The sequence below is a fragment of the uncultured Friedmanniella sp. genome (assembly GCF_964244005.1).
In the GTDB taxonomy this organism is placed as follows: Bacteria; Actinomycetota; Actinomycetes; order Propionibacteriales; family Propionibacteriaceae; genus Microlunatus.
This window is the reverse complement of record NZ_CAXTHG010000022.1, coordinates 14,597-28,459: the sequence shown is the minus strand read 5'-3', so window position 1 is coordinate 28,459 and position 13,863 is coordinate 14,597. Positions and strand designations below refer to the sequence as shown.

The 13,863-nt window shown below is 72.8% G+C and carries 11 protein-coding genes; all 11 read right to left on the bottom strand.

Features of this window, described 5'->3' with window-relative positions:
- Window positions 1-52 precede the first annotated feature (52 nt).
- Window positions 53-1,822, bottom strand: coding sequence for an LpqB family beta-propeller domain-containing protein (locus tag ACFE76_RS14255; RefSeq protein ID WP_375432425.1), 1,770 nt, complete (start codon window positions 1,820-1,822; stop codon window positions 53-55).
- Window positions 1,819-3,513: an MtrAB system histidine kinase MtrB gene (mtrB, locus tag ACFE76_RS14250; RefSeq protein WP_375432424.1), complete on the bottom strand. Its 1,695-nt coding sequence runs from the start codon at window positions 3,511-3,513 to the stop codon at window positions 1,819-1,821. Before mtrB ends, ACFE76_RS14255 begins: the two co-directional genes overlap by 4 nt.
- Before the next feature lie 22 nt (window positions 3,514-3,535).
- A complete protein-coding gene (gene mtrA / locus ACFE76_RS14245) occupies window positions 3,536-4,258 on the bottom strand; it encodes an MtrAB system response regulator MtrA (protein WP_375432423.1) in 723 nt (240 codons plus the stop codon).
- 150 nt (window positions 4,259-4,408) lie between these two features.
- Complete coding sequence (locus tag ACFE76_RS14240; protein WP_375432422.1) at window positions 4,409-4,972, bottom strand: YqgE/AlgH family protein; 564 nt, start codon at window positions 4,970-4,972, stop codon at window positions 4,409-4,411.
- A complete protein-coding gene (locus tag ACFE76_RS14235; RefSeq protein ID WP_375432421.1) occupies window positions 4,969-5,418 on the bottom strand; it encodes a hypothetical protein in 450 nt (149 codons plus the stop codon). The genes ACFE76_RS14240 and ACFE76_RS14235 overlap by 4 nt, the downstream gene beginning before the upstream one ends.
- Before the next feature lie 3 nt (window positions 5,419-5,421).
- Window positions 5,422-6,852 (bottom strand): NAD-dependent malic enzyme, encoded by a 1,431-nt coding sequence (locus ACFE76_RS14230; RefSeq protein ID WP_375432420.1) that lies wholly within the window; start codon window positions 6,850-6,852, stop codon window positions 5,422-5,424.
- Between the two features lie 40 nt (window positions 6,853-6,892).
- On the bottom strand, window positions 6,893-8,098 hold the full coding sequence (locus ACFE76_RS14225) for a VWA domain-containing protein (RefSeq protein ID WP_375432419.1): 1,206 nt from the start codon (window positions 8,096-8,098) through the stop codon (window positions 6,893-6,895).
- Entirely contained in the window at window positions 8,095-10,422 is a 2,328-nt protein-coding gene (locus tag ACFE76_RS14220) for a DUF5682 family protein (RefSeq protein WP_375432418.1), read from the bottom strand. The genes ACFE76_RS14225 and ACFE76_RS14220 overlap by 4 nt, the downstream gene beginning before the upstream one ends.
- Complete coding sequence (locus ACFE76_RS14215) at window positions 10,419-11,546, bottom strand: AAA family ATPase (protein WP_375432417.1); 1,128 nt, start codon at window positions 11,544-11,546, stop codon at window positions 10,419-10,421. Before ACFE76_RS14215 ends, ACFE76_RS14220 begins: the two co-directional genes overlap by 4 nt.
- Window positions 11,533-12,408, bottom strand: coding sequence for a hypothetical protein (locus ACFE76_RS14210; protein WP_375432416.1), 876 nt, complete (start codon window positions 12,406-12,408; stop codon window positions 11,533-11,535). The genes ACFE76_RS14215 and ACFE76_RS14210 overlap by 14 nt, the downstream gene beginning before the upstream one ends.
- A 1-nt stretch (window position 12,409) precedes the next feature.
- Window positions 12,410-13,768 carry an SWIM zinc finger family protein gene (locus tag ACFE76_RS14205; protein WP_375432415.1) on the bottom strand — a complete coding sequence of 453 codons (1,359 nt, stop codon included), beginning with the start codon at window positions 13,766-13,768 and terminating at the stop codon, window positions 12,410-12,412.
- Between the last annotated feature and the right edge of the window lie 95 nt (window positions 13,769-13,863).

The window sequence follows — 13,863 nt, the reverse complement described above, 5'->3', positions numbered from 1 at the left end:
GCGACCCGGACCGGCGCCACCGCCGGGCCTGTGGAGAACTCACCCAGCGGTGTCAGCCCGGGCCGGCGACGGCGGCGACCCTTCGGAGGTAGTCGAGCCAGCTGGTGCCGTCGTCGCGCAGCACCCGCTGGTCCTCCGTCACCACCAACGCCGTCTTGGTCCGCAGCAACACCGTCAGGGAGCGGGCGTTCCACCCGTTCGACGGCTGCTCGGGCAGGATCGACGAAGCGTCGTCAGGCAGCTCCACAGGGACGAAGCGGTGCGTGTAGTGGTCCTGGCGCAGCACGACGAGCGTGCTGGCGTCGGTCCAGGCAACGTCGCGCAGCGCCGCCGGGACCCGGCGCTCGCTCCCCGTCGGCGTCTGCCGGGTGTCCAGCTCACGCCACCCCGTCACCGTGGTCGCCGCCCCCGTGCCGACGATCAGCCCGAGGCCGAGCGTCGTCGTGCCGCGGCGGGTGATCAGCATCGCCATCCGGCTGCCGTCGGGTGAGATACGGAACGCCAGCAGCCGGCCCTTGGTCATGGCCTCGACCGTGACCGGCGTAGCGGACTGGGGACCGACGAGCAACATCTGCTGGCGTCCACCCCGGTCGGCCACGGCCCAGAGCCGGTCGTCGCGGCTGTACTGCGGCCGCAGCAGCCGGGTCACCCCCCTCAGCAGCGGGGTCACCTTGCCGCCGTCGGACGCGGCCTGGCTCAACACCGTGCCCCCGTCGGTGACCACGGCGACCGTGCTGTTGGTGACCGACACCCCCAAGGAGTCAATGCGGCGGCTACCTCCGCCGAGCTCTCCGGCGACGGCGGAGAAGTCCGAGTCGTCGGTGCTGGCGCTGACCGTGCCCAGCTTGCCGTCACGGACGGCGAACAGCTGTTCCGCCGGAACGCTCGGGATGGGGTCCAGCCCGGGCGAGATGCCGTCCACGGGTACCGCCAGGTCACCGGACCCGCTGTCCAGGACGCGGAAGGGCTGGTTGCGCACCAGCACCAGCACCTTCTTGACCCCGGTGACCTGCTGGAGGGTGTAGACCAGCTGCGCAGCGAGCTGCGTCCGGCTCAGGTCGTCCAGACCGGTCACCTGGTCGGTCAGCGAGACCTGCGCCACCCCGTTCACGACGGTGACCGCATCCACGTCGAGCGCGGTCCCCGCTGGCAGGGCCGAGGTCACCGCCGGCAGCAGCCAGTCCGACGGCCCCTTCAACAACGCCTTCACCAGCGCCGTCGCGATGCTGTCGGGGTTGCGCAGGTTGGGCAGGTAGATCGACTGGGGCACGAGGCTGCCCGCGCCGCCGACGAAGTACAGCGTGTAGGGCTTGTAGAGCTCCTCGAACGCCGACTGGGACACGAACAGCCCCGCCGGAGGAGTGTCGATCCGCCACTCCCCGCCCTCCCTGGTGAGCGTGAAGTCCTTCTTCAGGGTCAGCGGCTGCGCGTTGTAGGTCTGGAAGGCGTCCAGGTAGCCGACCTGCTTGCCCCTGAGCGTGATCCGGTTGCCCTGCCCGGGCTCCTTGCTGGCGTCGGCAAAGATGGTGACGCTGCCTTCCGGGCTCCACTTGGCCGCCGCCGCGCGGGTCAGGTACTGCTTGGCGACCGCGTAGTTCGGCTGGTAGTTGGCGTTGGCCCGCAGGTAGCTCTCGACGATGGTCGCCTTGTCCTCACCCGGAACCGGGGGCGAGACCTCGACGTTGACGCAGTTCTCACACGGTGGCTCCTGACCGCTGATCTTCTCGACCGGCCCCGACGTCGGCACGTCGACACAGCCGGCCAGACCGAGCAGCAGCGCGCTCAACACGACGCCGACCAGCCTGCGCCGACCCGCGCTCATCCGGTCACGGCTGACGTGTCGGCCCCGGACACCGCGAGCGGCCCGCCGGAGCCGCCCCGCTCGTCCAACGCGTCCGGTGGCGCAGGGGCGGTCGTAGCCGCCGTGGGCTGGTAGTCGCGCGGCACCAGCGGCAGCGGCGAGGTCTCGAGGATCGCCCCCGCGACCCGGGGGACGGTGAGCCGGAACTGGGCCCCGAGGCCCGGCCGACCCCAGGCGGTCAGCCAGCCGCCGTGCAGGTTGGCGTCCTCGAGCGCGATCGAGAGACCGAGCCCCGTACCGCCCACCATCCGTGCTCGGGCCGGGTCGGCCCGCCAGAAGCGGTGGAACACCTGCTTGGCCTGGCCCGCCTCGAAGCCCACCCCGTGGTCACGGACGGCGATCGCCACCGCCTCCTCATCGCTGTGGACCCAGATGTGGATCGGCCGCGACTCGCTGTGCTCGATCGCGTTCACCACGAGGTTACGCAGGATGCGCTCGATCCGCCGCGCGTCGACCTCGGCCAAGGCCGGCTCGGGCGCGTGCACCAGCACGGTCGTGCTGTTCCGGTCGGCCAACGGCGCGTACGCCGACACGACCCGGGCTACGACGTCGCGCAGGTCGATGGTCCCGAGCGCCAGCTCGGCCGCACCCGCGTCGAACCGGGAGATCTCCAACAGGTCGGTGAGCAGCGCCTCGAAGCGGTCCAGCTCAGCCTGCAGCAGCTCGGCCGAGCGAGCCGCGACCGGGTCGAAGTCCTCCCGCGCGTCGTGCAGCACCTCAGCAGCCATCCGGACGGTGGTCAGCGGCGTCCGCAGCTCGTGGGAGACGTCGGAGACGAACCGCTGCTGGACCGCGGACAGCTCCTCGAGGGTGGTGATCTGCTTTTCCAGCTCACTCGCCATGTAGTTCATCGAAGTGGCCAGCCGCGCGAGGTCGTCGGTGCCGCGCACCTGCATCCGGTCGTGCAGGTTGCCCGACGCCAGGCTCTCGGCCGCCTGCCGGGCGGCGCGGACCGGCGTCACGACCTGACGGCTCACCAGCGCGGCGATGAAGGTCAACAAGATGATCAGGATCACCCCGGTCGTCACGACCGCGTTCCGGAGCACGCCCAGGGTCGTGACCTCTTGGGTCAGGGGAAAGATGACGTACAGCTGGTAGGTGCTGGCGACCGAGCCTGGCAGGGTCACCGTGCCGCCGGCGGCCAGACCGGCCACCGACGGGGTGCCGTCGCTGTACTCGACTTCGGTCGGGGTGATCAGCAGGTCCTTGCTGGCCCGCACGGCGCTGATCAGCTCGGCCGGGATGCTGCTGGCCATGATCGTGCCGGAGGTGATGGTCTGACCCTGACCGAGCAGCAGGAGCTGGTACTGCTCGCTGTCGGCCGAGGGCGTGGCCGACAGGTTGACCACGTTGCTCAGCACGAGGTCGACGTCGAGCTGGGCCGTCTGGTCGGTGCCGTTGAGCTGTTGCTGGGCTCGGCTGATCGCCTGACGTGCCTCGTTCTTGGCCGTGTCCTGCTTGCCTTTCATCACCCCGGAGGTGGCTTGCTGCATCAGCAGGAACCCGCCGAGGACCAGGACCAGCACCGACGCCGCGAACACCGACGCAATCACCCGGAGCGGTAGCGAACGCCACCACAGGCGCGCCGGCAGCCGCCACCAGGGGTCCCCCGGGGGCCGGATGGGCGCAGCCGCCAGGGCCGGTACAGACACGATCGGGGGAGACAGTCGCAGGTCAGGCTTGGACGGTCTCGCCGGCTTTGTAGCCGATGCCGCGGACGGTGACCACGATCTCGGGGCGCTCCGGGTCGCGCTCGATCTTGGACCTCAGCCGCTGGACGTGGACGTTCACCAGCCGGGTGTCGGCCGCGTGCCGGTAGCCCCACACCTGCTCCAGCAGCGTCTCGCGGCTGAACACCTGCCAGGGCCGGCGGGCAAGCGCGAGCAACAGGTCGAACTCGAGCGGGGTGAGCTGGATCGGCATCCCGTTCCGCTTGACCGAGTGACCGTCCACGCTGATCGACAGGTCGCCGATCCGCAGCGTCTCGAGCTCGGAGTCATCCGGCCCGGCCGGCCGGCGCAGCCGGGTCTTGATCCGAGCCACCAGCTCCTTGGCCTTGAACGGCTTGGACACGTAGTCATCAGCCCCGGCCTCGAGCCCCTCGACGACGTCGATCGTGTCGGTCTTCGCCGTCAACATAATGATGGGCACCCCGGACTCGAGCCGGATCTCGCGGCAGACGTCGACACCGTCCCGGCCGGGCAGCATCAGGTCGAGCAGCACCAGATCGGGCCGAGCCTCGCGGAAGATGGTGACGGCTTTGTCGCCGTAGGCACACCAGATCGGCTCATAGCCTTCGTTGCGGAGCACGATGGAGAGCATTTCGGCGAGCGCGGCGTCGTCGTCCACCACCAACACCCGGCTGCGCGCACCCGTATTCCTGGTCGCTTCCGACACTATTTCTCCCCTCGCCGTTCCGCCCCGGCGCGTTTATCCGGCACGCCCATCCCCCGCAAAACTCAGCACCACCATAAAGCCTCGTGGCCAGAACGTGATCCTAGGAGGGTGGTGGCGTCGATCCGACGACCACGGCGCGGGGGCACGGCACTAGTTCAGGTCAGGATCCTCCAGCCAGGTCGAGAAGTACGCCATCTCGCTGCGTTGCCGGCGCAGCACGGTGCGCCACAGCTCGAGCGGCCGGGTGCCGAAGACGTCGTCGTACTCAGCGGCGGCGATGTGCCACATGCCCTGGGCGATCTCGCCCTGCAGCTGGCCGGCGGACCAGCCGGCGTACCCGGCGAAGATGCGCAGGTCCCGGTACGCACCGGCGACGATCTCGATGGGCGTGTCGAGGTGCAGCAGACCGACCGTGTCGAACAGCGGCCGCCACCCGGGCGGCTCCTCTCCCGGGCTGGCCACGCTGGCGAGGCAGATGGCGCCGTTGGGCGAGACCGGACCGCCGTGGAAGAGCAGCCGGGGTTCGGAGACACTGCCGACCCAGTCGGGCAGCACCGCGTCCAGCGGAGTCTGGGAGATCTCGTTCAGGATCACCCCCAGCGCGCCGTCGGCGTCGCAGTCGAGCACGAGGACGACGGTGGAGTTGAAGACGCCGTCGGCCAGCAGCACGCTCGCGACCAGCAGGTTGCCGGGTGCCGGCTCCCGCTCGGTCATCGGCCCGCCACCCGGGACCGGCGCAGCAGGGCCACCGCGGTCAGCGCGCCGACCACCGTCCCGGTGCCGTCGGCCAGGACGTCGACCGGGTCACCGGTGCGCGTGGTGTAGCCGACGTGCTGGATGATCTCGCTCAGCACGGCGTGGACCCCGAAAGCGGCCACCACCCACCCGATCGCTCGACGGGACAGCTGGCCGCCGTGCGCGCGGCTCCGTACGTGCAGCGTCAGCAGCACCAAGACGGTGGGCAGGGCGAAGCCGGCCGCGTGCTCCAGCTTGTCGGCTTGGGGGAACCACTGCGGCGTGGGCGGCCCGGCCACCCGGTACAGGCCCCAGCCCTGCAGCAGGACCGACACGCCCGCGAGCACGCCGACGATCCGCCAGTCCCGCCCCACCAGCCCAGCCAGCCCGACCCGTCCCTTCGGCTCGTCCCGCCCGTCGGTCATCGGTTACGGGACGGCGTCCGGGTCGACGGGGAGCTCGGCCGGCCCGCCCGCGGCGCGGCGGACGGCGGTGGCGACGGCGGTGTGCACGGCCGGGTTGAACACGCTGGGGGTGATGTAGGCCGGGTTGAGCTCCTCGTCGCTCACCACCCCGGCCAGAGCCTGGGCGGCCGCCAGCAGCATGGTGGAGGTGATCTCTGAGGACCGGGCGTCGATCAGCCCGCGGAAGACGCCGGGGAACGCGAGCACGTTGTTGATCTGGTTGGGGAAGTCCGAGCGTCCGGTCGCCACCACCGCGGCGTGCTTCATCGCCTCGATCGGGTCGACCTCGGGCTCGGGGTTGGCCAGCGCGAAGACGATCGCCCCGGGCGCCATCTGGGAGATGTCCTCCCCGGTCAGCAGGTTCGGCGCCGACACCCCGACGAACACGTCCGCCCCCACTACGGCGTCGGTCAGCGAGCCGGTGACCTGGGTCGCGTTGGTGTGCTGGGCCAGCCAGGCCAGCTCGCCGGTGATCCCGGGCCGGCCGGCGTGCACCACGCCGTCGATGTCGGCTACGACCACGTCGGTCGCGCCGGCGGCGAGCAGCAGCTTGATGATGGCGGTCCCGGCCGCACCGGCGCCGGACATGACGATCTTGACGTGATCGATCTGCTTGTCGACCACCCGCAGCGCGTTGTACAGCGCTGCCACGACCACGATCGCCGTCCCGTGCTGGTCGTCGTGGAAGACCGGGATGTCGAGCTGCTCGCGCAGCCGCGCCTCGACCTCGAAGCAGCGCGGCGCCGAGATGTCCTCCAGGTTGATGCCCGCAAAGCCCGGCGCGATCGCCTTCACCACGGTGACGATCTCGTCCACGTCCTGGGTGTCCAGGCACAACGGCCAGGCGTCGATGTCGCCGAACCGCTTGAACAGTGCCGCCTTGCCCTCCATCACCGGCAGCGCCGCCTCCGGCCCGATGTTGCCGAGGCCGAGCACCGCCGACCCGTCGGTCACCACCGCGATGCTGTTCCGCTTGGAGGTGAGCCGGCGGGCGTCCTCCTTGTTCTTGGCGATCGCCAGACAGACCCGCGCCACGCCGGGGGTGTAGACCATCGACAGGTCGTCACGGTTGCGGATCGGGTGCTTGGAGCGCATCTCGATCTTGCCGCCGAGGTGCATCAAGAAGGTGCGGTCGGAGACCTTGCCGATCGTGACGCCCGGCACGGACCGCATCACCGCGACCAGCTCGTCGGCGTGGTCGGTGTTCCGGGCCGCGCAGGTGACGTCGATCTGCAGCCGCTCGTGCCCCGACGCCGTGACGTCCAGCGCGGTGACGGTACCGCCCGCCCCCTCGACCGCCGAGGTCAACGCGGACACCGACCCCCCGCCCGCCGGCACCTCCAAGCGCACCGTGATCGAGTACGACACCGACGGAAGCGCAGCCACGCTCGGCATCTTCTCACGGTGCCGTCCTCTCGCCTCGGGCCGGATCAGGTCACGGGGCCACCGCCTGCTCGACGGCCGTCCGGGCGGCCCAGAGGCCGACGTCGCCGCGGCTCAGGGCGACGGCCAACAGATCGGGGAACTGGTCCGGCGTGCACGCGAACGCGGGGACGCCGAGGGCGGCGAGCGCGGCGGCGTGCTCGGAGTCGAAGCTCGGGGTCCCCGAGTCCGACAGGGCCAGCAGCACGACGACGGTGACGCCGTCGGCCAGCAGCCGGGCGACCCGACGCAGCATCTCCTCGGCGATGCCGCCCTCGAACAGGTCGGAGATGAGCACCAGCAGGGTGTCTTCTGGCCGGCTGACCAGCGACTGGCAGTACGCGAGGGCGCGGTTGATGTCGGTGCCGCCGCCCAGCTGGCAGCCGAACAGCACGTCGACCGGGTCGGCCAACCGGCTGGTCAGGTCGGCGACCTCGGTGTCGAAGGCCACCAACGAGGTACGGACCGTCCGCAGCGAGGCCAGGGTGGCGGCAAAGACGGCTGCGTAGACCACCGACTCCGCCATCGACCCGGACTGGTCGATCGCCACGATCACGTCCCGGGCGACCGCCGAGCTGCGCCGGCCGTAGCCGACGAGCCGTTCCGGGACGATCGTCCGCTGCTCGGGCAGGTAGTGCTGGAGGTTCTGGCTGATGGTGGCGGGCCAGTCGATGTCGGCCAGCTTGGGCCGGCGGGTCCGGCTGGCCCGGCTGACGGCGCCGCGGACGGCGGCGACGGTGTGCTGAGCCACCCGTCGCTCGATCTCGGCGACCACCCTGCCGACGACCAGCCGGGCGGTCCGACGGGTCGTCTCGGGCATCACCTGGCTGAGCCCGACCAGGGTGGCGGCCAGGTGCACGTCGGGCTGGACCGAGTCGAGCAGCTCGGGTTCGAGCAGCATCGAGGTGAGCTGCAGCCGGTCGATCGCGTCGCGCTGCATCACCTGCACGACGCTGGTCGGGAAATAGGTGCGGATGTCGCCGAGCCAGCGGGCCACGCCCGGGGCGGACGAGCCCAGCCCGCCGGCGCGTCGGGGCGTACCACGCTCGCCGGTCTGCTCGCCGTCGTAGAGGGCCGCCAGCGCCCGGTCCATCCCGATCTCGAGCGGGCTCAGCTGGCTCTCCATCGCCTCCTCGGCCGCCTCGCCGAGCAGCAGCCGCCAGCGGCGACGGCGTCCGTCCTCGGCCAGGTCCTCACTGGCCGCCTCGGAGGTGCTCATCGGGCCGCGAGGATCGCGTCGACGGTGGCCAGCGCCGGCGCCGCCAGGTCGGCGTCGAGGTCGGGCTGGGGCTCGGTCACCGCCGGCGCGGGACGGTCACCCGCGGTGAGCCGGCCGGCGATGGAGCGGCGTTCGGCCGGGCTGAAGGTGCCGAACGTCCGTCGGACCAGCGGCAGCAGGTCGGCGAACTCGGCGTCGTCCAGCCCGCAGACCCAGCGGTCGAGCAGCTGGCGCAGCGGGGGGTCGTGGATCAGCAGCAGCGCCCCGCCGGCGAAGAAGCCGTCCACCCACGCGGCCTTGGCGCGGGCGTCCACGCCATGGGAGAGGGCACGGTCGACCCGTACGTCGACGTCGTCGAGGCGCTCGGCGTCGACGAGCAGCCGGACCACCCGGCCCACCAGCAGGCCGTGGACGTCGCGTCGGTCGACCAGGCCGGCCAGCGTGGCGAGCCAGCGTTCGCGGAAGTCCTCGTCGGCCAGCAGCCCGACCGCGGTACCGACCCGGTCGAAGCGTTGCCGCATCAGGGCGGCCGTCTCGTCGTCAAGCCCGGCGACAGCCTGCGGCAGGCCGGCGCAGATCCGGACGAGCAGCACCACGAGCACCTCCCGCAACGCCGTGGTGTCGGTCCCGCGGACGTCGCCGTAGCGCTGGGCCCGGGCTAGCGCCGGCAGGGCGTCCATCAGGTGCACGACGTCGGCGTCGAGCGCCGCCCGCTCGGCCAGCACCTCGAGCAGCCGGCTCAGCGCCTCGGGCAGGGTGGCGAGCAGACAGTGCTCGACCGTACGGGTGAGCTCGACCAGGCTGCTACCGGTCAGCCGGTCGAGCACCCGGGCGGTGGCGGCGCCCACCACAGTGGTCCCCCAGACGGCGGCGCGGACGAGGTCGACGGAGAAGACCGGCTGCCAGCTCGCCGTCCAGGTCTCACGGAACGTGCCCTGGCTCTCGACCGTGCTCTCGGCCGGGGTGACCCAGCCGATCTCCAGCAGCTGCAGTCGGTGGAACAGCTGCGAGCGGGCCTGGTCCGTGGGCTTGCGCAGGTCGAGGTCGAAGGCACGTGGGTGTGGCTCGCGTCGGACCCGCAGCCGTCGGCAGGTGGCGACGAGGTCGGCCTCCAGTGGCACCATCGGCACCCGGTCGTCGACCGTTCCCAGCGCCTCGCCGACCACCAGCTCGGTGGTGACGAACCGGACCGCGCCCTCGTCGCCGTCGCACAGCACGGCCCGGGTCGCCTCCTGGACCTCCGCCAGCCCGGCGAGGGGCCGGCCGCGCAGCGCGGCCAGGGTCTCGGCGAGCCGGACGGCCTCGATCACGTGTGCGCTGGAGACTACGAGGTCGTGCCGGCGCAGCGCGTGGGCGACCTTGGTCAGCCAGCGCACCACCGGCGCGTCGTTCGCGCTCCACAGGTGGGCGTACCAGCCGGGTGAGGTGATCCCCGCGCCGTAGCCGAGAGCGCTGGCCAGGTGCGTGTGCGTCCACGGCACCCAGGTCAGGGTGACCTTGCGCTTGGCCGCGCCGCGCAGCGCCCGGGTGTCGGCCACCGCGGGCGGCAGCGGCAGGGTCAACGCCGGGGCGTGCCAGGCGCCGCAGACCACGGCGACGCGGCGGCGGCGGCGCTTGAGCGCGGCGCGGATCGTCTGGCGCATGTACGCCTCGCGGCGGGCCTCGTGCTGGGCTGAGGAGTAGGGGGCACCGCGGCCGGTCGCCGTCTCCACCTCCTGCCGCAGCTCGGCCATCGCCTCGACCAGCAGCGGGAACGGCGACGACCCGTCGGTGTCGCCGAGAGAGGGCCGCCCCTCGACCACGTCGTCCCACCAACGCTCGGCGTCGTCGTACCCCGCCGCCTCGGCCAGGGCGCGCAGCGGGTCCGACCGGGCCCAGCGCCTCGGGTCGGACGGGTCGAGCTCCGGCGGTGACACCTCGGGCTCGCCGTCGTCGAGCAGGTCGGCGGGACGGGGGGCGAGGGTCAGCGCGGCCGGCAGGTCGCACATCCGGACCTCCACGTCGTGCGTCTGGGCCCAGCGAAGCGCCTGCCACTCCGGGGAGAAGACGGCGAACGGCCAGAACGCCGATACCGCCGGCGCGTCCGCGGCGTAGGCCAGCAGCGCGACGGGGGGTTCCGTGCCCGCCGCGGCGGCCCAGCCCAGCACGGGGTCGGCGTCGGCCGGCCCCTCGATCAGCACCACGTCGGGCTGGTAGTCCTCGAGCGCGGTCAGCAGCGAGCGCGCCGAACCCGGCCCGTGGTGCCGGATCCCGAAGACCTCGACCCGCGCCTCGGGCTCGTCGACCTCGGCGTGGGCATCCTCGGCCTCCTCCAGCACGCTCACGTGGCGTCGCGGCAGGCGGCGTAGAAGTCCGCCCAGCCCTCCCGGTCGCGGACGATCACCTCGAGGTACTCATCCCAGGCGACCTGGTCGGAGACCGGGTCCTTGACCACGGCGCCGACGATGCCGGCTGCGATGTCGCTCGGCCGCAGCTGACCGTCGCCGAAGTGGGCCGACAGGGCCAGCCCGCTGGTCACGACCGAGATCGCCTCGGCGGTGGACAGGGTGGCCGTCGGGCTCTTGACCCGGGTCCGGCCGTCCGCGCTGACCCCGGACCGCAGCTCACGGAACACCTGGACCACACGGCGGATCTCCTCCAGCGCCGGCGGCACCTCGGGCAGCTCGAGGCTGGTGGCCATCGCCGCTACCCGGCTCGCGACGATCGCCACCTCGTCCTCCTCGTGCTCGGGTAGCGGCAGGACGAGGGTGTTGAATCGGCGACGCAGGGCCGAAGAGAGCTCGTTGACCCCTTTGTCGCGGTCGTTGGCGGTGGCGATGACGTTGAAGCCCTTGAGCGCCTGCGCCTCGTCGCCGAGCTCGGGGATCGGCAGTGTCTTCTCCGACAGCACCGTGATCAGCGCGTCCTGCACCTCGGCCGGGATCCGGGTGAGCTCCTCGATCCGGGCGATCGTCCCGGTCCGCATCGCCACCATCACCGGTGAGGGGACGAGCGCGGCCGGGCTCGGACCCTCGGCGATCAACCGCGCGTAGTTCCAGCCGTAGCGGATGGCGTCCTCGGTGGTGCCGGACGTGCCCTGGACCAGCAGCGTGGACCGGCCGGACACCGCCGCGGCGAGGTGCTCCGACACCCACGACTTGGCCGTGCCGGGCACGCCGAGCAGCAGGAGGGCCCGGTCCGTCGCGAGCGTGGCGACCGCGACCTCCATCAGTCGGCGGGACCCGACGTACTTGGCGCTGATCACGGTGCCGTCGGCCAGCGTGCCGCCCATCAGGTAGGTCACCACCGCCCACGGCGAGAGCCGCCACTGCGGCGGACGCGGTCGGTCGTCATCGGCCGCCAGCGCGGTCAGCTCCTCGGCGTACACCTGCTCGGCGTGCGGCCGCAGCGCCTCCGGCGGACTCGGCTGCTGGCGCGGGTCGGCCGGGTCGGGGTCACGCGTGCTCATCGGGTTCCTGACTGCTGGGAGTGAAGGAGCGGGCGATCTCGACCCGGGCCTGGACCGATCGGGTGGCCGCCGCCACGGCGTCCTGGACCAGCCGCGCGCCCGGTGGGGCACCGCGGCCGTCGACGATCCCCAGCGCCTCCGTCGCCTGCTGGAGGAGGTCGGCGTCGGCCACCGCCATCCGGGCGCCGACCGCTGAACCGTACGTGGCCGCCCGCCAGCCGAGCTGACCGCTGAGCACCACCCGCAGGGCCGCAACCGTGAGCGGGCGCGGCCAGGGTGCCGCGACCGCGAGGGCCGCTTCGGGCCGGGCCCGCACCTCCGCCTCGCCCGGCACGACGCTCGCGTCGGCCCAGGCCCGGTTACTGCCGTCGTCGTTCGGTCCGGGCTCAGCCTCGGTCGGCGGTTGCGCCAGCGTGCGCCGGACAGACTCGGCGAGCCGGCTCCAGGCCGGGTTCTGGTCGAGGAACCAGCTGCCCGCCCGTCCGAGGGCCAGGGCCAGCAGCCGCCGGTCGTAGTCGGGGCGGTTGGCGGCGAGGGCGGCCAGGGCGGCCCAGTGCCGGGGCGCGGCCAGCACCTGGGCCGCCACGGCCGCCGCGAGCCACCCGTTCACCAGCTCGGCCACCGGCCGCCCGAGCAGGCCGTCGAGCAGCTCCTGGGCCGGCACGGGCGCCTCGGGGCGCTCGAGCTCAGGGGCGCGGGGCGGCGCCGGGCAGCGCGCCAACGGCGGTGCGGACCGGCTGCTGGCGCGGTGCCGAGCCGCCTCGTCGAGCAGGCCCGACGTCGTGACCACCGGTCGACGGTCGGTCCCCAGCAACGCTGTCGTCACCAGCTCTCCCCAGTCCAGCTCGTTTCCGTTTGGCACGTCAGGACACCGCCCGGACCGCAGTCACCGCGCCGTGGCGAGCAGCGGCGTCGTCGAGGACGGCCAGCGGCCGAACCCCGGCGTCGGTCCACTCGACGACGACCGCGACCTCCCGGCCGCGGGACTCCGCCAGCAGTGACCAGAGGGACAGCTCGGGACCGACCACCTCCCGGTACCAGCCGTCACCGTCGCGCAGCCGCCATGGCTCTGTCCGCTCCGGCGGCACGGGCGTGACCCGCAGCACCGCCGGCATCCGGTTCGCCCACGGGTCGGCGGCGAGCAGCGCCGCGAACCGGGCCCGAGACTGCGGCACCGACTCCGCCGGCGGCATCGCCAGCTCACCGAGGTCGGCGGCGTCGCGCCGTTCACCCACCACCACGCGGTACTGGCCCGACCCCGGGTAGTAGTGCAACCGCCCTAGCAGCCGTTCGCCCGCGGTGACCGTGCTGTCGGGCGCCTGGCCCGGAACGGCGAAGGTCAGCCAGAGGGCCCAGCGCCGACTGTGCCGACCCCAGAGCCACACCCGTCGAGTCTCCAGCCGCGCCTCGACCGCATCCAGCTGGCCGACCGCCCACCACTCGTCGTCGACGCCGGGGCCCGCGAGCACCTCAGCCTTCGCGGTCGGATAGCCGATCCGCGCGCGTACGGTCGCAGCAAGGCCGTCCGGCAGTGCGTCCAGGGACCGGTGAGCCTGGACGAGCAGGTGCAGCGCGGCCAGCTGCTCGAGCACCCGCCCCGGCCAGCCCTCGGACGTCAGCTCGGCGGGCAGCGCGCGCAACAGCGACGTCACCCCGGGCGCCTGCGCGTCGACCATCCGGGCGGCGACGGTGTCGACGGCGGCGTACCCGGCCCGTTCCATCTGGGCCAGCCCGCCCCGCAGCTGGTCGCCCAGCCAGACCGACAGCTCGTCCAGGCCGTCACTGACCCGCTGGCGGCGCGCGACCGCCCGGGCCGCCGCGGCGGCCGGGTCAGCGAGGGTGCCGGCCGGGCGAGACTCGACCGCCTCGGCTGCGGGCCCGGCGCGGCCGGACCGCCACCGCTCGGCGAACGCCGTCGGCGCGCCCTCAGGCAGGTCGCCGGCACTCCACCGCAGTAGCAGCGCGAGCGCGTGCTTGCACGGTGACTTCCGGCTCGGGCAGCTGCAGCCGTACGCCGGCGCTGCCGGGTCGACGACCACCTCGTACGGCCGGGAACCACTGCCCCGACAGACCCCCCACAGCAGCGAGCGGTCCGTACAACCCAGCTCCTGCCAGCTGCTCGAGGGCACCGCGGACGCTGCTCGCTGGGCGGAGTCATCGGGTGCGAGGGCAAGCACGCGGGTCCGGTCCCACGCCCCGCTCCGCTGCTCAGCCGCTTGCATGGCGGGCAGCCTAGTTCTGGGCACCCACCGTGCCGCGAGGAGAGCCGAGGCGCACCAGTACACGCGCGTCCTCCCGCGTCAGGCTCCAGTGAGGT

Bases quoted from the DNA above. Each gene is read 5' to 3' on its own strand.
- ACFE76_RS14230 (WP_375432420.1), bottom strand. From the start codon at position 6,852: ATGCCGAGCGTGGCTGCGCTTCCGTCGGTGTCGTACTCGATCACGGTG.
- ACFE76_RS14235 (WP_375432421.1), bottom strand. From the start codon at position 5,418: ATGACCGACGGGCGGGACGAGCCGAAGGGACGGGTCGGGCTGGCTGGG.
- ACFE76_RS14255 (WP_375432425.1), bottom strand. From the start codon at position 1,822: ATGAGCGCGGGTCGGCGCAGGCTGGTCGGCGTCGTGTTGAGCGCGCTG.
- ACFE76_RS14215 (WP_375432417.1), bottom strand. From the start codon at position 11,546: ATGAGCACGCGTGACCCCGACCCGGCCGACCCGCGCCAGCAGCCGAGT.
- ACFE76_RS14240 (WP_375432422.1), bottom strand. From the start codon at position 4,972: ATGACCGAGCGGGAGCCGGCACCCGGCAACCTGCTGGTCGCGAGCGTG.
- ACFE76_RS14225 (WP_375432419.1), bottom strand. From the start codon at position 8,098: ATGAGCACCTCCGAGGCGGCCAGTGAGGACCTGGCCGAGGACGGACGC.
- ACFE76_RS14205 (WP_375432415.1), bottom strand. From the start codon at position 13,768: ATGCAAGCGGCTGAGCAGCGGAGCGGGGCGTGGGACCGGACCCGCGTG.